Raw genomic sequence first — 19,004 nt, 5'->3', positions numbered from 1 at the left:
TTAAGCAGGATCGTATATGATAAAAAAATCTATATTATATGTGCTGATGTTCTTGTATGTATACCAACTTCAGTTGGTATTTCTCCCGATAACTGTGAATAAACTGTTCGGTATTTTTGGTATGTTTTTGTATGCATATCATAGTGTTCGAGGAAGACCTAAGTTTGCGGTGTTAAGTAATGTTTCTAGATTAATGAAGCCCTATTTGTGGGTGTTGTTTTTCTCTATTGTCTCCATTTTTCTGAATGGATCCTATGAGATGCCTTATATACGGTTAGGTTTTAGCTTTTTTTTAGCTATATTTGGAACTTATCCTATCGCTTTGCTATTTTCCCGTATTTATGGGAGAATGTGTTTTTTTACTGTAGTTAAGTATTTCGTAGCGGTTGCAGTTGTTCAGATGTTAATTTCCTTTGCTATGTTTGCTAATTCTAGTTTTCATGATTTGTTTACATCTTTAATACGATATGACGAAATTGCTGAATTTGGAATAGAACAAAGTGAAGGATTTAGGTTGATAGGCTTCGGTACAGGATTTTTTAGTTCTGGAATAATTCATGGATTTATTCTGATTGTAATGTCTTTTTATTATCGTTATAGAATAAAATCAATAGGAGAAAATATACTGTTTTTTACTACGTTCTTTTGTGTTTTACTGGGAGGTACTTTTATGGCTAGAACTACACTAGTAGGTGCTTGCATAGCTTTTTTCTTTATCTTTTCAGCAGGAATTCACTCTGTACATCGTTTTTTCAAGTTGGTGCTATCTGTTTTTGCTTCTTGTGTAATATGTCTGTCAGTTCTTTTTTTTGTTTCTAATTATAACTCTGTAGATTTGGAGGTTCTTTCCTCTTTTGGTTTTGAGATGTTTAAAAATTATAGCGAATCAGGTAGTTTTGAATCAAGTTCTACTAATACGCTTATTGATATGTATAGTACTATTCCTGATAATATGAAAACTTGGCTGATTGGAGATGCTAAATGGATGGATTCAAGTGGAATTTTTTATTATAAACATACGGATGTGGGCTATTTAAGAAATATATTTTATTTTGGAGTATTAGGCCTTATGTCTTTTATCTATTTTCAGTATTTGTTTTTAAAAACAATATTTTATAAATGCAATTTTACGAATTGTAGAAAGTATTCAATTACCTTATTTTTGTTTTTTATTATATTGAATTTAAAAGGAGATATTGATCTTACCTTATTGTCAACTATTTTTATATATTCTGAAGTATATCCTAAATTAAACCTTAAAGAAGTATGAAGCTATTTTCTGTAATTATACCAGTCTATAATACAGAGGGATATATCGATCGCTGTTTATCCTCTGTCTTTAATCAAGGTTTGGATGATTCATTTTTTGAAATCATTGTTGTAAATGATGGATCCACCGATGGTTCTATGCATATTGTATATGATTATTTGTTGATTCATAATAATATATATGTCATAGATCAGCAAAATAGTGGAGTTTCTGTTGCTCGGAATAATGGTTTGCAAATGGCAAGCGGGAAATGGATTATTTTTTTAGATTCTGATGATTGTTTGTACACAGGGTCTTTATCCGAACTCCTGTCCCTTGATATTATAAATCAATCGTGGGATGTTTTGATTTGTAAATCAATAAGTAATGATAATCAATCTGTTAATTATTATCCATGGAATCATTTAGGTATTAAAAATCATGAGTTTTATTCAGGTATAGAATTATATCAGAAAGGTTTTAATCGTGGAAGTGCATGTGGCTGTGTCTTTAATCGAGATTTTTTGAATAGTTTTCATTTGCGTTTCCCTGAGCAGGTAGTTCTTGGTGAAGATGTTGTGTTTATTTCTCTTGTTTATATTTATTCACAAGCTATTATATTTCATGAAACTCCTCTTTATTGTGTTGAGATTCGCTCAGGAAGTGCTTCTCGTAAATTTGATTTTGATCGTTGTTATCTCTATTGCCAAAATTTTAATTTTTTAAAGAATTATATTATTGCTCATAAAAATCTGTCTTTCGAACAACTATCTATTTTGGATTATACTAAATTTAGATTAATTAATTATGCTATTTATGTTTGTATGAATTCAAGTTGTTTTAATCCATTTAAATTAAAAAAAATATTGAATCTAAGAGATGTATTGCCAATAGAACATAATCCCACTAGGAATGGATCCTATAAAGTCTGGTTGTTAAATCACTGTTTCTCTTTGTATTTCTATGTAGTTGTTTTGAAATATAGTATTAAAGATGTATTCTGAATACATTTTTGGAATTTTTGAGTTAATAAAATGATATATACTTACTTGAGTTGTTTTTTGGTGGATTGATAATTTAGTAATAGTATGAATTGTATTTATTTTACATTTGATTATGAACTAGTCTTGGGTGATGTTGTTGGCTCGGTAGAATCTTGTTTAATTAGTTCAACGAAGGCTTATATTGAATTGTTTAACAAGTATAATGTGTGTGCGACATTCTTTATTGATTGTGCATATTTGCTTAAGTTAAAGGAATTGAGTGAATTATACGACAATTTGAAAACAGACTACGATAATATCGTTCAAAATATCCAAATGTTGCAAGATAATGGACATAGTATACAATATCATTTTCATCCTCAATGGCTATATTCTGATTATATAGATGATAAATGGGTTCTTGATTTTGATCATTATAAAATGAGTGATATGGATGAATCTTATTTGAAACAGACTTTTAAAGAAGGCATTGATTTGCTTAAATCAATTATAGGAAAAAATATAGTTGCTTTTCGTGCTGGGGGTTATTCATTGATGTCCTATAAAAATTATATACAATTGCTCAAAACTAATGATATCCGTATAGATTCATCGGTTACGGCTGGTAGAAGAATAACAAAACTGCATGAATATGACTATACTAAAGCACCTACATATACATATTGGCGTTTTAATGATAATTTACTAACTCCCGATTTGAATGGATATTTCCATGAATATCGTATAAAAGCAATAGGCCCCTATTATTCATTGAAATATATCTACTTAAAAAGAATGTTACAAAAAAAATATTCTCCTCTGTTTTCTTATAATGATGGACTTTCTCATATAAATAGATTGAATAGGTTGAAAGAGTTGTTTTTGAAACTCTTCCAAAAACAATCCTTCCATGCTTGTACGGATGGCTTAATGGCAGCGAATTTGATTAATATTTATCGCAAGTCTTGTGAGGAAAATGATGATATGGTAGTTATTGGTCATCCTAAATGTACTACAGATGCATCGTTAAAATTGACCGAAAAATTTATTCAATATGCTAAAGCGCAAGGTGCTTGTTTTAAAAAAATAGATGAATCATTACTATATAATCAATGAAAATAGCATTTGTTTTGTCTCACGTTCCTAATCCAAGAATGTATAAACGTATTAATGCATTAAAGGAATTAGGTGATATAACTGTCATTTGTGTTCGACGGTTGAATCAGGATGTTTATAGCTTAATAAATATAGAGAATGTCGAGTTTAGGATTAAAGAGCTAATTGTGCCACCTTTTTCGAAAACAATGAGAAGAATGTGGGTAAATAGGAGGATCGCTTCATTTATTACTAAATCATTGAACGAGATACGACCGGATATTATTTATACAGCGGGCTTGGATAATCTTCAAATTGTATATACTTACACCAAAAAGCATCAAGCAAAGGTTGTCTATGAGGTCGCTGACTTACGAGAGAGTTTTATAAATAATGTACCTAAATCTTTCTGTAGGAGAGTAATGGATTCTTGTATCTGTACATTGGAAAGAAGATATTTTTCTTGTATAGATACATTAGTTGTTACATCGAGAGAATTTTATAATGTGCATTATACGAAATTTGTGGTAAAGGAAAAATTATTTGAATTGCCCAATGTCCCGGATCTATCTGCCTTTAAAGGATTTGAAAGAAAAACTACGGGTGAATTTACGATAGGCTTTATTGGTGCTATCAGATATTTATCTCAAATGAGGCTTTTAATTGATGCTTCAGAAAAAGCTGGAGTGAAGGTTTTTTTTGCAGGTGGAGGTAGTGTAGAGGAAGAAGAGTGGCTGCTTAGAAGTACACAGGGTAAACCTTGGATTGAAATTTTAGGTAAGTATAACTATACTCGTGATATTAAAACATTGTATAGTAAAGCTGATGCCATATATTCAGTGTATGATGCTGATAATCCTAATGTGCGGATTGCTTTACCTAATAAATTGTATGAGAGTGTGTATTGTGGATTGCCTATTATAGTGGCAAAAAATACGTACTTGGAACGATTGGTAGAATCCTGGGGGGTCGGAGTCTGTACTTCTCACACCTCGGTCAATGATTTGGCTGCTTGTTTGGAAAGATTACGAGATGATATGTCGTTAAGAAATCGAATATCGGATAATTGTTTTAAAAGGAAAAACGAGATGGATATGTCTTTATATTCCGATAAATTAAAGAATAGAATTCAAGAACTTTTTGAAACTAACTGTTTTTGAGTATTAGCCAAATTAACCATGTCTGTCTTTTTATACATTTTTACCTTTTGCTACTTGAAGCCTACCCAAATTCGCTACCAACTTAGGTATCGATTACAGGCCTTTGTTCGAAAGTTTACGGGTTTCCAATATGTGCGATCCTTGCCAAAGGTAGGGCATCCATTGCGATTACTCCCATTCATCCCAAAATATCCATCTTTGGATAGTGTTACGGGACGTTTCTCGTTCTTAGGTAAGGAATCCGCCTTCCAAGGATGGAACGATGAGAGTTTTGGCAAATTATGGTCCTATAATTTAAATTATATGGACTATCTTCATCAAGAAGCTATATCTTTTGAGCAGGCTATTTGTTGGATTGATAAGTTTGTTGATGAGATAAGTGTGAATAAGAATGGTCTGGAACCTTATCCGATCGCTTTACGAGGCATCAATTGGATCAAGTTCCTGTCGAGATATCATCCTTATATTCCGGCAGAGAATAAGCGAGAATGGGATTCCTCCTTGTATGCCCAATATAAGATTTTACTGGATAATCTGGAATATCATCTTTTAGGGAATCACTTATTGGAAGACGCTTTCTCCTTGTTATGGGCCGGGCTTTATTTTAAGGATGAGTCGATCTATCAAAAGGCGAAAGACCTATTATTTAAAGAGCTGGAAGAACAACTCCTTCCGGATGGTGCTCATTACGAGCAATCACCGATGTATCATTGTATATTGTTGGATCGATTGCTGGATTGCTATAATGTCTCTATGAATAATTTGAGGTTTATAGGGCAGGAAGGTCTGAATGAACGCTTACGGGAGAGGGCTAGTAGCATGTTGGGACATTTAGCCTCTGTCGTTTATGATGATAATACGATACCTCTCCTGAATGATTCCGCTGAGGGAATCGCGCCTTCTCCGACTCAATTGTTTGCATACGCTAAGCGATTGGATATGGACTGGGAAAAGCTTCCGATGGGAGCGTGTGGCTACCGAAAATTGATGGCGGGCCATTGGGAGGCTATCGTGGATGTTGGAGACATAAGGGCCTCTTACCAACCCGGCCATTCGCATGCGGATACGTTCAATTATGAGTTGCGAATAGGGGGTAAGCCTTTCGTTATAGATACCGGAATTTCTACGTATGATAAAACAGCCCGTAGGCAATACGAGCGTGGCACGGCAGCCCATAATACGGTAGCGCTAGGGGATAAGAACTCTAGCGAGGCATGGGGAGGCTTTCGTGTGGGGAGACGGGCAAGGGTGACGCTTCTCAAAGATTCTCCGAATGAGGTAGAGGCTTGGCATGATGGCTTTGGCTCACTGGGTAAGCATCAGCGAAAATTTACGATTGATAAGGATCGTTTTGGGATAGAGGACTCTGTCTCAACTGGCGTGAAAGCCGTAAGCTTGATCCATCTGGCTCCGGACGTGGAGATCATGTCTTGTTCACGAAATGAGATCGTGACGAATATCGCAGCGATAAGAGTGGTGGGCGCATCCTCTGTCGAGGTTGTAGATGAAGAAGTGTCATTTACGTATAACCGTTTTCATCTATCTAAGACAATTCGTATTCATTTTATGAAGAAACTTTCTTATACAATAGGTTGATCGTTGTTGGACCATTCTTGATCGGCCTAATATCTTACTTAAAAAATAACACATAATTCTTATGAAAGCATGTTTCATGGGTTTGGGCTATATTGGCCTGCCCACGGCTATTATTGCCGCAAAGCACGGGGTGGAGATCGCCGGAGTGGATATCAACGCCCAGGTGGTGGAGGTTACCAACCAAGGGAAATTGCATATCATTGAGCCGGGTATGGAGGAGATGTTGCGGGAGGTACTGGCCTCCGGGCATTTCAAGGCTTACACCGAGCCTCAGGTGAGCGACGCTTATTTCATGGTGGTACCCACTCCCTTCAAGGGGGATCATGAGCCGGACGTATCGTTCGTGGAGTCGGCTACCCGTATGGTGCTTCCTTTGTTGAAGGAGGGGGATTTGTACGTGATCGAGTCTACCTCGCCGGTGGGGACGACCGAACGGATGGCTAGTTTGATTTTCTCGGAACGGCCGGAGCTGAAGGGCAAGATCTATATCGCTTATTGTCCGGAGCGGGTGCTTCCAGGTAACGTGATCTATGAGTTGGTGCATAACGACCGGGTCATCGGCGGCATGGATGAGGCCTCTACCCGCAAGGCGATGGAGTTCTACGGCCAGTTCGTGAAGGGGACGCTTCACCCAACGAATAGCAAGACGGCCGAGATGTGTAAATTGACCGAGAACTCAAGCCGGGACGTACAGATCGCTTTCGCCAATGAATTGTCGTTTATCTGCGATAAAGCGGGAATCAATGTGTGGGAGTTGATCAACTTGGCGAACAGGCATCCCCGTGTGAATATCTTACAGCCGGGTTGCGGTGTTGGCGGTCATTGCATAGCGGTGGACCCTTACTTCATCACGGCGGAGTTTCCGATGGAGAGCCGTATGATCTCGACGGCCCGTGAGACGAATAATTACAAGGCTTTCTGGTGCGCTGAGAAAGTGAGGAACGCCATGCTACGGTTTGAGCTGAAGCATGGGTGCAAGCCGGCGGTGGCAATGATGGGCTTGGCTTTCAAGCCTGATATCGATGACTTGCGCGAGTCTCCGGCCAAGGGAATAACGACGAAGGTGCTGCAATCGTGCAACAACGCTGACATCATGGTGGTGGAGCCGAATGTTTCGGAGCATAAGCTGTTTAAGTTGACCCCTTATAAGGAGGCCTATGAGAAAGCCGACATCGTGGTTTTCTTGGTGAATCATAGGGAGTTTGCGGGGTTGAATTATCGGGATGACGTGGAGGTGCTGGACTTTTGCGGGACATTCAAGAAATAATCGTTCGCTAAATAGAAGAATACACTGTAATGAGGAAAATAATGTTAGTCTTCGGGACCCGTCCCGAGGCGATCAAGATGGCTCCGCTGGTGAAGGAGTTCCAGAAACATCCGGAGTCGTTCAAGACCATCGTGTGCGTTACCGGACAGCATCGGGAAATGCTGGATCAAGTGTTAAAATTGTTCGAGATCACGCCGGATTATGATTTGAATATCATGAGGCAGGGTCAGGACTTATATGACGTGACCGCCCGTGTCCTTACCGGTATGCGTGACGTATTACGTGAGGCGGCGCCAGATGTCGTGCTGGTACATGGGGATACCACCACGAGCACGGCGGCCGCCTTGGCCGCTTTCTACCAACAGATACCTGTAGGTCATATAGAGGCCGGCCTTCGTACCCACAATATCTATAGCCCGTGGCCGGAGGAGATGAACCGGCAGATTACGGGGCGTATCGCCACGTATAATTTCGCACCCACGCGGTTGAGCAAACAGAACTTGATGCGGGAGGACGTGAATCCGGACTCAATCTTGGTTACCGGCAATACGGTGATAGACGCCTTGCGTCAAGTGGTGACTAAGATAAAGACGGACGCTGAGCTGGACAAGGAGCTGGAAGGCGTGCTTTTGCGTTCGGGGTATGACGTGAACCGTCTGGTTGAGGGTAAGAGACTGGTGTTGATCACGGGTCATCGCCGGGAGAACTTTGGTGATGGATTTATCCAGATGTGTACGGCTATCAAGGACTTGACCCGGAAATATCCGGAGGTGGATTTTGTCTATCCTATGCACTTGAATCCCAATGTGCGCAAACCGATTCACGAGGTATTCGGCGAGGATCTTTCTCATTTGGAGAATATGTTCTTCATTGAGCCATTGGAATATCTGTCATTTGTCTATCTGATGGAGAAATCAACGATAGTGCTGACCGATAGCGGCGGTATCCAAGAGGAGGCCCCCGGCTTGGGCAAGCCCGTGTTGGTGATGCGTGATACGACCGAGCGTCCGGAGGCTCTCTCGGCGGGAACCGTGAAGCTGGTCGGTACGGACTATGACAAGATCGTGAGCGAGGTCTCGGCGTTGCTTGATGATACGGCTTATTACGATGCGATGAGCAAGGCGGTCAATCCCTATGGCGATGGATTGGCTTGCGGAAGGATCGTGGAATTTTTGAACCGGAAGGAATGAGGGTCTTGATCGTTTCTCCCTCTTATCTTCCAGAGATCGGTGCGGCACCCTCACGCATTACGAACATGGCGGAGGGACTGTCCGGCTTAGGGATAAAGGTGGATGTGTTGACTTGCCTACCCAATTATCCCAAGGGACGTATCTTTGATGGATATAGGGGGGCTTTTTCCAAGACAGAGGATGTAAACGGGATAACGGTCTTCAGGTACTGGACGTATGCCTCGATCTCGAGGAGGCCGTTGGTCCGTCTTGTGAGTATGTGCGCTTTCGCCACGACCCTTTGGTGTTTCGCTCTCAAGCGTAAGCGTATAAAATCTTATGATAAGGTGATCATCCAGACCCCTCCTGTTTTGGCGGCGGCCTCGGCCATGTTGCTTTTTCGTTGTTGCTACCGGAAAAAGGTGGTGCTGAACGTCTCAGACCTTTGGCCGTTGTCGGCCGTGGAGCTGGGGGCCATGAAAGAGGGGGGCGTTTATCATGGGGTGATGGGGCGTATCGAGCGGTTCCTTTATCGTAAGGCCACGGCCTGTCAAGGGCAGAGTAAGGAGATCGTGGATTATATAAAGCGGTATGAGCCGGGCAAGGCCTCGTTCTTGTATCGGAATTTGCAGCATCGTTTTGTTTTACCGAATCAACCCCCTTCTTCTCGAAAGCCTTTCAAGATCGTCTATGCCGGTTTACTGGGCGTGGCGCAGAATATATTGGAGTTGATAGAGCGTGTCGATTTTAAAGGGATGGGAGCGGAGCTTCATTTATTTGGAGGGGGCAATCAAGCCTTGGAGATAGAGGATTATGTGAGGACACATGATAAAGGGGTCTTTTATCATGGCTCTTTGCCCAAGGAACGGATGCGTGAGGAGCTTACACGTTACCATGCCTCCATTATTCCCTTGACGGTCCGTATAAGAGGAGCCGTACCTTCTAAATTATTTGATTTGCTGCCGTTAGGCGTTCCTATCTTGTTTTGCGGAGGCGGCGAGGGCGAGGAGATTGTAAAGGAGAATCAGTTGGGCCTTGTCTCGGCCCCCGGAGATTATGAGGGACTTTCTAAAAATATACAAGCCATGAGCCACTTGCCGGATGAGGAGTATCGACAGCTAAAAGCGAACTGCTTAAGATTATCCCAGACGACTTTCTGTTTTGAAAGGCAATTGGAGGTGTACAAACGTTTTTTATCGGCTTTCTAATTTCAGGATGAAATCCCTTAAACATTTTGCAGGGATGCCCTGTTATAGATACAGTAGTGTGTTTTTCATGGTATTAGATTTTTAGATTAGTAATTAGGTTGTTCATTCAGTTCGGGAGAATAGGATGTTGGTTTCTAAATATGAGAGCCGGAAAGGTGAGAATGATTTCTCTCGTTTCCGGCTATTCTTTTTTATTTAAAACTCGTCATTGGCGTAAAGACTCAATAGGTTTTTCAGCTCATAATCGAATATCTCGTCATTCTTGAAGAAGCGTTTCAATTCGATCTCGGCTGTCTCCGGTGAGTCTGATGCGTGTACGATATTCTCTTGTACGCTCATACTATAATCTCCCCGTATCGTACCGGGAGCGGCGTTTCTACCATTGGTAGCGCCGGCCAAGGTTCTTACTACATGTATGGCATCTACCCCTTCCCAGCAACATACGATCACTGGGCATACACTCATCGCGTCCTTGATACGTTGGAAGAAAGGCTTTTCTTTCAGGTGGGCGTAGTGCTCACTCAAGATCTCGTCAGTTAGCCAAACCATCTTCATGCCGGCCAGACGGAGTCCCTTCTTCTCGAAACGGTTTACGATTTCACCGATCAGCCCTCGCTGAACGGTACAAGGCTTTAAAATAACCAATGTTTTTTCCATAAGATTTATATTAAAAGATTAAACAAATGTTTGATGTCTTGAATACATGTTAACCTTGCGGCGTTTTATGAATGATAGAGGAATAAAGGATGAAATGTTTTTTAGGATATTTCAAGTATATTTCTATCTTATTCCTCCGCAAGTTAATGGGAATAAACAAATAAACGAGCGATAAGTCTGCTAAACTAAACTAATTTAACATACGTTAATTATTGCTTGAGTTGTTAATCCTTCTGTATTCTTTTCCATTTCCGTGGAATTTCCGGATGAGTCTTGAGAAATTCCCTCAAGGTTTGCCGGTTTACTCCCAGTTTCTTGCTGATATATACTTTAGTCTTATGTTCTTTAATATACTGCAAGATCATCTCTTCCTTACCTTTTAGCTTACAGGCTTCCGGTCGCTCTCCTTTTGGACGGCCCAGTTTGGCACCTTGCACTTTTTTCCGAGCCAACGCTTCTTTCGTTCGTTGCGAAATCAGGTTGCGTTCAATTTCGGCGCTTAGGCTAAATGCGAATGCCAAGATTTTACTGTTAATGTTATTTCCGAGTTCGTAACCTTCCTTTACCGTAAATACAATGATGTCTCTTTCCATACATTGATGAAGGAAGCTCATAACTTGCATAAGATTACGTCCGAGACGTGACAGTTCCGTCGTGATCAGGATGTCGCCTTTACGTATTTGCTTTAATAATTTACCAAGTTGGCGATCGGCGATTACTTTTGTCCCGCTGATCGTCTCATCTACCCACCTGTCGATTCTCATGTTCCTCGATTTTGTGAATTTCTCAATCTCGAATCGCTGGTTTTCAGTAGTTTGTTTGTCTGTACTGACTCTTACATAACCGTATACCATATGTCCTATATTTAATTAAACAACAACCAAGATACTGGAAACGGATTGATTGATAGTGCGTTTTAGTAAAAACAAACTTTTTTATGGGTGTGTTAAAGAAGTTGAGTGGGTTTGAACTCCATACAAATTGTAATAAAAAGGGTTAATGGATATCCGTATAGAAAATTTAAGTTACTTTTGCTTTCGAAAAATAAGATGGAGTCTTAGAATGATCATGGGTATGAAAAAGTTATTGTCTTTACCTCCAAATTTGGTAGATTGTTTCCATGCGGTAGAGCATGTAAGTACAGAGGAATGGTTTTGCACCTCGGATCCGGTAGGCGCCCGCTTAGGGTCCGGGGGAGGAACAACTTGGTTGTTGGAGGCCTCCCGGCAAAAAGAGGCTCCGGATGTACCGACGGAAGAGTGGTTGGGACAGGAGAAGCGTATCTTGTTGCATGCCGGAGGGCAAAGCCGCCGTTTGCCCGGATATGCGCCATCCGGGAAAATATTAACTCCGATCCCTGTGTTTCGCTGGGCAAGAGGGCAGAGGCTATCCCAGAACTTATTGTCCTTGCAATTACCTCTTTATGAACGGATCATGAAAAAGGCGCCGGAATCGCTTCATACCTTGATCGCTAGCGGTGACGTATATATCCGTGCTAACCAGCCTTTGCAGGAGATTCCTGAGGTAGACGTGGTTTGTTACGGTTTATGGGTCGAGCCTTCGTTGGCCAAGAATCACGGGGTTTTTGTATCGAGCCGTAAGTCTCCGGACACTCTGGACTTCATGCTACAGAAGCCTTCGTTGGAAACTTTGGGGGAATTGGCGGGTAGTCATTTATTCTTGATGGATATCGGTATCTGGCTGCTAAGCGACAAGGCGGTGCGGTTATTAATGAAACATTCCTATACCGAAGATGGCAAGGCGATGAAGGCGTATGATTTATATGCTGAGTTCGGGTTGGCCTTGGGGAAGAATCCACGTATCACGGACTCGGAGTTAAATCAGCTTTCAGTAGCGATTCTGCCGCTTCCGGGTGGAGAGTTCTATCATTATGGAACTAGCCGTGAGTTGATTTCCTCTACATTGGCGGTACAGAACTTAGTTAGGGATCAACGTGCGATCATGCAGCGTAAGGTGAAACCACATCCCGCCATGTTTGTGCAGAATGCGGTGTTACACCAGAAATTGACCGCTGAGAATTCGGAATTATGGATAGAGAATAGTTATATCGGTGAGAATTGGACGTTACGTGGCCAGCAAATTATAACGGGTGTTCCGGAGAATAATTGGAACTTATCTCTTCCGGAAGGTGTCTGTGTAGATGTTGTCCCGGTAGGGGAAGCTAATTGGGCGGCAAGGCCCTATGGTTTTAATGACTTGTTTAAAGGGGCCTTGTCTGATGTGTCTACCTTGTTTATGGGGAAACCTATCTTGACTTGGGCGATGGAGCGAGGGATCACCTTGGGAGGGAATGAGGATATACAAAACGCACCTTTGTTCCCTATTTGCCAAACCGTGGATGAGCTGGGAAAAGTGCTGCGCTGGATGATTACGGAGCCGGATAGGGAAGAGGGAAAGTTTATTTGGCTTTCCGCCCGAAAATTATCAGCGAATGATTTGTCCGATCAAGCGAATTTACGCCGTTTAGTAGCTCAGCGAGAAGTTTTCCGTAAAAAAGACTGGTCATTATTGGCCGCTAATCATGAGAAAAGTGTATTCTATCAATTGGATCTTTCGGATGCGGCGGAAAGCTTCGCCAAAGACAAGATTGTCTTACCGAAAGCTCTTTCCGAGGATAATCCGTTGATGAAAAGGATACATAATCATATGTTCCGCTCTCAGGTGATGAAGATCTTGGGGGAAACGTATAAGGAGGAGGAGCAAAAGGCTTTCGCTTTGTTGCGGGAGGGGCTGGTCGGTTCCGTCCTCGGAAGTAAGCAGCAGCCGTGTTTGAATGTCTATCGGGACCAGATCGTATGGGGACGTAGTCCGGTACGTATCGATTTGGCAGGTGGGTGGACAGATACGCCGCCCTATTGCTTATATGCGGGTGGAAATGTGGTGAACGTGGCGATCGAGTTAAACGGGCAACCACCGCTACAAGTCTATATCAAGCCTTCCGATACCCATAAGATTATCCTTCGCTCGATCGATCTGGGAGCGATGGAGGTTATCTCCTCATGGGATGAGCTTCGTGATTATAATAAGGTAGGGTCGCCGTTTTCCATTCCGAAAGCGGCTTTGGCCTTGGCGGGATTTATCCCGGAATTCTCGGCGGAGGCTTATGCTTCTTTGGATGTCCAGTTGGAAGCTTTTGGTAGCGGGCTGGAGATTACCTTGTTGGCGGCGATACCGGCGGGTTCCGGTTTAGGCACTAGCTCGATCCTCGCGGCTACCGTGCTGGGCGCTATCTCTGATTTTTGTGGCTTGGCTTGGGATAAGAATGAGATCGGAAACCGCACCTTGATTTTAGAACAATTGCTGACTACCGGCGGGGGATGGCAAGATCAATACGGTGGCGTATTGCACGGTTTGAAACTCTTGCAAACGAACGAGGGTTTTAATCAGAATCCTTTGGTACGTTGGCTGCCGGAATACTTGTTTACTGATCCGGAATACCGGCCTTGTCATCTTCTTTATTATACGGGAATTACTCGTACGGCGAAAGATATTTTGTCGGAAATCGTACGAGGTATGTTCTTGAATAGCGAGGCGCATTTAGGTATTTTGTCTGAGATGAAAGCCCATGCGCTCGATATGTACGAGGCGATCCAATGCGGAGACTTCGTGACTTATGGTAAATTGGTCGGAAAGACTTGGGAGCAAAATAAGGCACTCGATTCCGGAACGAATCCGGTGGCGGTGGAAGCTATTATCTCCAAGATACAGGCTTATGCCTTGGGATATAAACTTCCGGGAGCAGGCGGTGGTGGTTACTTATATATCGTAGCGAAAGACCCGGGTGCAGCCCTGCAAATCCGAAAGATATTGACTCTTTCTCCACCCAATTCGAACGCCCGGTTCGTGGAGATGAGCTTATCTAATAAGGGGCTTCAGATTAGTCGTTCGTAGGTTCGTGCCACGCCGGTATAGGCGAGGGCACACGCCAGTATAGGTGTTGGCTTACGCTGGTATAGATACAGGCCTATGCCTATACTGCTGAGGGGCGTTGCGTATATACGTGTGTATTTTTGCCTGTTTTGTTGCTAATTGGAATATATTGCATGTGTTTTGGAACATTTATATAAATGATCCTGTTGTACTTTTGCGGAGTTTAATAAGGTGTCAGATCTGATGGGGAAGAGAATTGTTTTTATATGGCTTTTATTGGCGTTCGCTTGGGTAGCGAAGAGCCAGAACTACATGATAAAAGGAATCGTGACTGATTCCATTACGGGAGAACCTTTGCCTTATGTGGCTGTGATTTTGAAGGGAACTACGATAGGTGCTACGACAGATCTGGATGGGGCTTTTACGCTCTCCTCTTCATCTAAGGTACGTACTTTACAGGTCTCTTATTTGGGTTATACGGAGAAAGAATTGAAATTCGTTCCGGGTAAAGCGGAACATTTGAAGATTCAGTTAGCTCCGACAAGTATTAATTTGTCGGAGGTGATCATCAAGCCGGGAAAGGAAAGATATCGGAAGAAGGATAATCCTGCGGTTACCTTTATCAAAAACGCTATCGCACGTCGGGAGAGCAACGATCCTCGTAATCATGATTATTTTCGGTATGATCAATACGAGAAGATGGTCTTCGCTATGAACGATTACCAACCGAAACCGAAAAAGGATGGAAAGGCGGGAAAGTTTGACTTCTTGACTGAGTTTATCGATACGTTGGAGGTGGGAAAGACGATCTTGCCGGTATCTGAACGTGAGAAAATCCAGACCGTTTATTACCGTAAAGACCCGAAGACGGAAAAGAGGGTCGTTCTGGCTACGAAAGCGGCTGGTGTGGATGAGGTCTTCTCACGAGACGGTATGCAACAGTTCTTGAATGAGGTATTCCGGGAAGTGAATATCTTCCAGAATGATATTCCTTTGTTCTTGAACCGTTTCGTTAGTCCTATGTCTACGATGGGGCCTAACTTCTATAAATATTATTTGCTAGACACGGTGGAGGTCGCCGGACAGAAGTGCGTGGATTTGGGTTTCGCTCCGTTTACTCCGGAGACGTTCGGTTTTACGGGACATCTTTTTATCACGTTGGATTCTACTTATTTCGTGCAGAAGGTTAAGTTGAATGTCCCGAAGAAGATCAACTTGAATTTTGTCGGTGGAATGACGATCGAGCAGACTTTCGACCGTGCCCCGGATGGGACTCGTATCATTACGAAAGATGATATCAACGTGGACTTCAAATTGACGGAGAAATCGAAAGGAATGTATGCCCGCCGTTTGAATATCTATTCGAATCAAGCGTTTGAGGGACCCGATGATCCTAAAGTTTTTGAGGAGAGCGCACCTATTATTATACCGATGGAAGCTTATCGCCGTTCGGCGGATTTCTGGGAGGAGAATCGTCCTACTGAGGCGGGAACTCGCAAGCAGAATAACGTGGAGTTGCTAATGGCGAAACTTCGTTCCGTTCCTATTTTCTATGTGACGGAGAAGGTTGTTTCGATCCTTACCTCCGGTTATATCGCGACGAATAAGATTCCGGAGAAGAGCAAGTTCGAGTTTGGTCCGATGAACACCTATATCAGTGGTAACGCAATTGAGGGGGCCCGCTTCCGTGTCGGTGGAACCACGACAACGGCGTTCAGTAAACGTCTTTTCTTGGATGGTTATTTGGCTTATGGATCGAAAGACCGCAAGTTGAAATATGATGGTATCGTAGAATATTCTTTTATCGATAAGAAGGATTATCGGAAAGAATTTCCCGTGCATTCTATTCGGTTCGAGTACCTATATGATATCAACCAGTTAGGTCAGCAGTATATGTATACCAACAAGGATAATATGTTCTTGGCCTTGAAGCGGCAGAAAGATACGCGTGCCACCTATTTAAGGAATATGGAACTGACCTATTACCGTGAGCATTATAACGGCTGGGCTTATGGGGCGGTACTTCGGAATTTTAAGGAATACTCAACCGGTTACGCTGCGTTCGACCGTATCGGTCCGGATGGCCAGATCACGGCTACCGATTCCTACCGGATGTCGGAAGTGGAGTTTAAGTTCCGTTTCGCCCCGAATGAGAAATTCTACCAGACTCGTAATTACCGTTATCCGATTACGCTTGACGCACCGGTATTCACCTTGAACCATACGATGGCTTTCCAAGATGTATTAGGTAGTTCGTATGATTATCAGAAGACGGAGCTCGGTATTCAGAAACGTTTCTGGTTCTCTGCTTTCGGTTATGTGGATATTCTCGCTAAAGCAGGTAAAGTTTGGACAAAGGCCCCTTATCCTTTGTTGATCTTGCCAAACGCAAACTTGTCGTATTTGGTGCAACCGGAATCTTATACGAATATGAACGCGATGGAGTTCATCAATGATGAGTACGCTTCGTGGGATATTACTTATTTCATGAACGGAGCCTTATTGAACCGTATTCCGCTTATCAAGAAGTTAAAATGGAGAGAGGTCTTTTCTTTCCGAGGTATGTTCGGACACTTGACGGATAAGAATAATCCGTATATCGGTGAGCAAAATGAGGGCTTATTCTTATTCCCGCAGGGCTCTTACCTGATGGACCCGTCTACTCCTTATATGGAGGCGGGTGTCGGTATCGAGAATATCTTTAAGTTCTTGCGTTTGGATTATGTATGGCGTTTGACTTATAAGGATCATCCGGGCATCCAGACAAAGGGTATACGTTTTATGATGAAGCTATCCTTCTAGGGCAAGTGTTATTTCCAGTCGCTGAACTCAAAACTTAATTGTTCCCAACGGTCTTTCGTATGAGGCTCCTCTTTTACGGGATTGGATACGGATAGGCCGATCAGTCGGATGGGATGCTCGGTATATTCCACTTCTTTCAGCAATTCCTTGGCCAAGGGAAGGATCTTATCTAAGGTTGTTAACTCTTCCGGACGGCTGAGGCTTCTCGTGATTTGGTTGAAATCATGGAACTTGACCTTTAAGGTCAGTGTGTTTCCCTTGAATCCGGAACGTTCCAGCCTGCCGATAAGTTCGGTCGCTACGTGATAAAGCTCGATGATAACAGAGGATTTGCGGGAGATATCTTTTTCTAGCGTATGCTCGCAACCTACCGACTTCCGGATTCGTACCGCTTCTACGGGACGGTTGTCTATACCTCTGGCAAACTCATAATAAAGCATTCCCGCCTTTCCGAACTGGCGGGTAAGCATCTCCCCCGAACATTCCCGTAATTGCAGCCCGTTGTGGATACCGAGTGTATGCATTTTTCGGGCTGTTACGGGGCCTACTCCCCAAAAGGACTCAATGGGAAGACGTGCTATAAAATCGAGGGCTTGGCTTGGATGGATGGTGCATAATCCATTGGGCTTCCGATAATCCGAGGCTATTTTCGCTAGAAATTTGTTGTAGGAGACTCCCGCTGACGCTATCAGGTTCAAATTATCCCAGATCCGTTTCTTGATCTCCTTGGCGATATCTACAGCGAGAGAGATGCCTCGTTTATTATCAGTGACATCCAAAAAGGCTTCATCCAAGGAAAGCGGTTCTATGATATCCGTATAATCATGGAAGATCTCGTGGATCTGGCGTGAGACAGATTTATATACGTCCATCCTTCCGTGTACGAATATCAGGTTCGGGCATAAACGTTTGGCTTTTTGAGACGCCATGGCGGAACGTACCCCATATTTCCGGGCTTCGTAGCTAGCGGCGGCTACTACGCCTCGCTGCTCCGCATGCCCGACCGCTAGGGGCTTTCCTCGCAACTCCGGATGGTCTCGTTGTTCCACCGAGGCATAAAAGGCATCCATATCGATATGTATGATCTTTCTCAAGATAGCTCTTTTATTACTGCTATTCGCGATAAGCCCCTTCGTCTGTTTATGAAGCCGATAACCGCATTATAAGATCTCTACGGAGTTAATGACGATATTCTCGGTCGGACGATCTTGCTTGTTGGTCTTGGAGGACTGTATGGCGTCTACGACATCCATGCCTTCTACCACTTCGCCGTAAACCGTGTATTGATTGTCGAGGAACGGTACGCCACCTTCGTTCTTGTAAGCCTCACGGAGTTCCGGGTTTAACTTTACCTCGTCTTTCCGCTTCTCGGCCTCCAGCTCGGTCTTGCCAATCAAGGTATCACGAAGGATCGCCAGTTCTTCCTTGTTACCACTGCGATAGAATTCCATGATCTTAGGCTTGTTCTCGTTTTGCAGGCGGGCGAATATCTCTTGTTTCAGACGGCCTTCCAGTTGCTTTTCCATCTGGTTCAACTCTTGTTCCGAATACTTTTTCCCCGTTACGATATAGAATTGTGAGGCGGAAGAGGCCTTTTCCGGGTTCACCTCGTCTCCGGTACGTGCGGCGCAAAGGGCTCCTTTCTTATGGAAATATTTCGGGTAACGGAATTCGGCGGGAACGGTATAGCCCAGATCGCCCGCTCCCAGTTGCTTGTTCATCGGGGCATCCTTGGAAGTCACGTCACCTCCTTGTATCATGAAATCCTTGATCACACGGTGGAACAGCAAGCCGTTATATTGCCCTTCTTGTACCAACTTGATAAAGTTATCACGATGTAATGGCGTGTCGTTATATAATTTCAGCTTTATATCTCCTTTGTTGGTGTGCATAAGCACCCTTGTCTCAGTTGCTTGATTTTCCATTT

The 19,004-nt window shown here is 43.0% G+C and carries 14 protein-coding genes; 10 read left to right on the top strand and 4 right to left on the bottom strand.

What is annotated here, in order from left to right; translation table 11 throughout:
- Positions 1-16 precede the first annotated feature (16 nt).
- From D7V92_RS07135 to D7V92_RS07100, 8 genes are all read left to right on the top strand, one after another.
- Positions 17-1,270 carry a hypothetical protein gene (locus tag D7V92_RS07135; protein ID WP_158598881.1) on the top strand — a complete coding sequence of 418 codons (1,254 nt, stop codon included), beginning with the start codon at positions 17-19 and terminating at the stop codon, positions 1,268-1,270.
- A complete protein-coding gene (locus D7V92_RS07130) occupies positions 1,267-2,253 on the top strand; it encodes a glycosyltransferase (RefSeq protein ID WP_121772582.1) in 987 nt (328 codons plus the stop codon). The genes D7V92_RS07135 and D7V92_RS07130 overlap by 4 nt, the downstream gene beginning before the upstream one ends.
- An 84-nt stretch (positions 2,254-2,337) precedes the next feature.
- On the top strand, positions 2,338-3,348 hold the full coding sequence (locus D7V92_RS07125) for a polysaccharide deacetylase family protein (RefSeq protein ID WP_121772581.1): 1,011 nt from the start codon (positions 2,338-2,340) through the stop codon (positions 3,346-3,348).
- Positions 3,345-4,487, top strand: coding sequence for a glycosyltransferase (locus D7V92_RS07120; protein WP_121772580.1), 1,143 nt, complete (start codon positions 3,345-3,347; stop codon positions 4,485-4,487). Before D7V92_RS07125 ends, D7V92_RS07120 begins: the two co-directional genes overlap by 4 nt.
- Positions 4,488-4,505: 18 nt before the next feature.
- Positions 4,506-6,083 (top strand): alginate lyase family protein, encoded by a 1,578-nt coding sequence (locus D7V92_RS07115; RefSeq protein ID WP_121772579.1) that lies wholly within the window; start codon positions 4,506-4,508, stop codon positions 6,081-6,083.
- Positions 6,084-6,144: 61 nt separating this feature from the next.
- Positions 6,145-7,350 carry a UDP-N-acetyl-D-mannosamine dehydrogenase gene (gene wecC, locus D7V92_RS07110; protein ID WP_121772578.1) on the top strand — a complete coding sequence of 402 codons (1,206 nt, stop codon included), beginning with the start codon at positions 6,145-6,147 and terminating at the stop codon, positions 7,348-7,350.
- Positions 7,351-7,379: 29 nt separating this feature from the next.
- Positions 7,380-8,540, top strand: a complete 1,161-nt coding sequence (wecB, locus tag D7V92_RS07105) for a non-hydrolyzing UDP-N-acetylglucosamine 2-epimerase (RefSeq protein WP_121772577.1) — start codon at positions 7,380-7,382, stop codon at positions 8,538-8,540.
- On the top strand, positions 8,537-9,727 hold the full coding sequence (locus D7V92_RS07100; protein ID WP_121772576.1) for a glycosyltransferase family 4 protein: 1,191 nt from the start codon (positions 8,537-8,539) through the stop codon (positions 9,725-9,727). The genes wecB and D7V92_RS07100 overlap by 4 nt, the downstream gene beginning before the upstream one ends.
- Before the next feature lie 195 nt (positions 9,728-9,922).
- Here the strand turns inward: D7V92_RS07100 and ndk are convergent, their stop codons facing one another.
- Positions 9,923-10,384: a nucleoside-diphosphate kinase gene (gene ndk / locus D7V92_RS07095; RefSeq protein WP_036613649.1), complete on the bottom strand. Its 462-nt coding sequence runs from the start codon at positions 10,382-10,384 to the stop codon at positions 9,923-9,925.
- 224 nt (positions 10,385-10,608) lie between these two features.
- A complete protein-coding gene (locus D7V92_RS07090) occupies positions 10,609-11,238 on the bottom strand; it encodes a master DNA invertase Mpi family serine-type recombinase (RefSeq protein ID WP_005855789.1) in 630 nt (209 codons plus the stop codon).
- A 145-nt stretch (positions 11,239-11,383) separates the two neighbouring features.
- Here D7V92_RS07090 and D7V92_RS07085 point away from each other — a divergent pair, with 145 nt between their 5' ends.
- On the top strand, positions 11,384-14,296 hold the full coding sequence (locus tag D7V92_RS07085; RefSeq protein ID WP_080708864.1) for a bifunctional fucokinase/fucose-1-phosphate guanylyltransferase: 2,913 nt from the start codon (positions 11,384-11,386) through the stop codon (positions 14,294-14,296).
- A gap of 222 nt (positions 14,297-14,518) precedes the next feature.
- Positions 14,519-17,077 (top strand): DUF5686 and carboxypeptidase-like regulatory domain-containing protein, encoded by a 2,559-nt coding sequence (locus D7V92_RS07080; protein ID WP_005867978.1) that lies wholly within the window; start codon positions 14,519-14,521, stop codon positions 17,075-17,077.
- 8 nt (positions 17,078-17,085) lie between these two features.
- Here D7V92_RS07080 and dinB read toward each other — a convergent pair whose 3' ends face one another.
- Together dinB and D7V92_RS07070 are read right to left on the bottom strand one after the other, a co-directional pair.
- Positions 17,086-18,171: a DNA polymerase IV gene (dinB, locus tag D7V92_RS07075; RefSeq protein WP_121772575.1), complete on the bottom strand. Its 1,086-nt coding sequence runs from the start codon at positions 18,169-18,171 to the stop codon at positions 17,086-17,088.
- A gap of 66 nt (positions 18,172-18,237) precedes the next feature.
- On the bottom strand, positions 18,238-19,002 hold the full coding sequence (locus D7V92_RS07070) for a peptidylprolyl isomerase (RefSeq protein ID WP_121772574.1): 765 nt from the start codon (positions 19,000-19,002) through the stop codon (positions 18,238-18,240).
- Between the last annotated feature and the right edge of the window lie 2 nt (positions 19,003-19,004).

The organism is Parabacteroides sp. CH2-D42-20, assembly GCF_003670185.1.
GTDB classification, from domain to species: domain Bacteria; phylum Bacteroidota; class Bacteroidia; order Bacteroidales; family Tannerellaceae; genus Parabacteroides; species Parabacteroides distasonis.
Note: the sequence above shows the minus strand (reverse complement) of the source record. Positions and strands in the feature narration are given on the sequence as shown.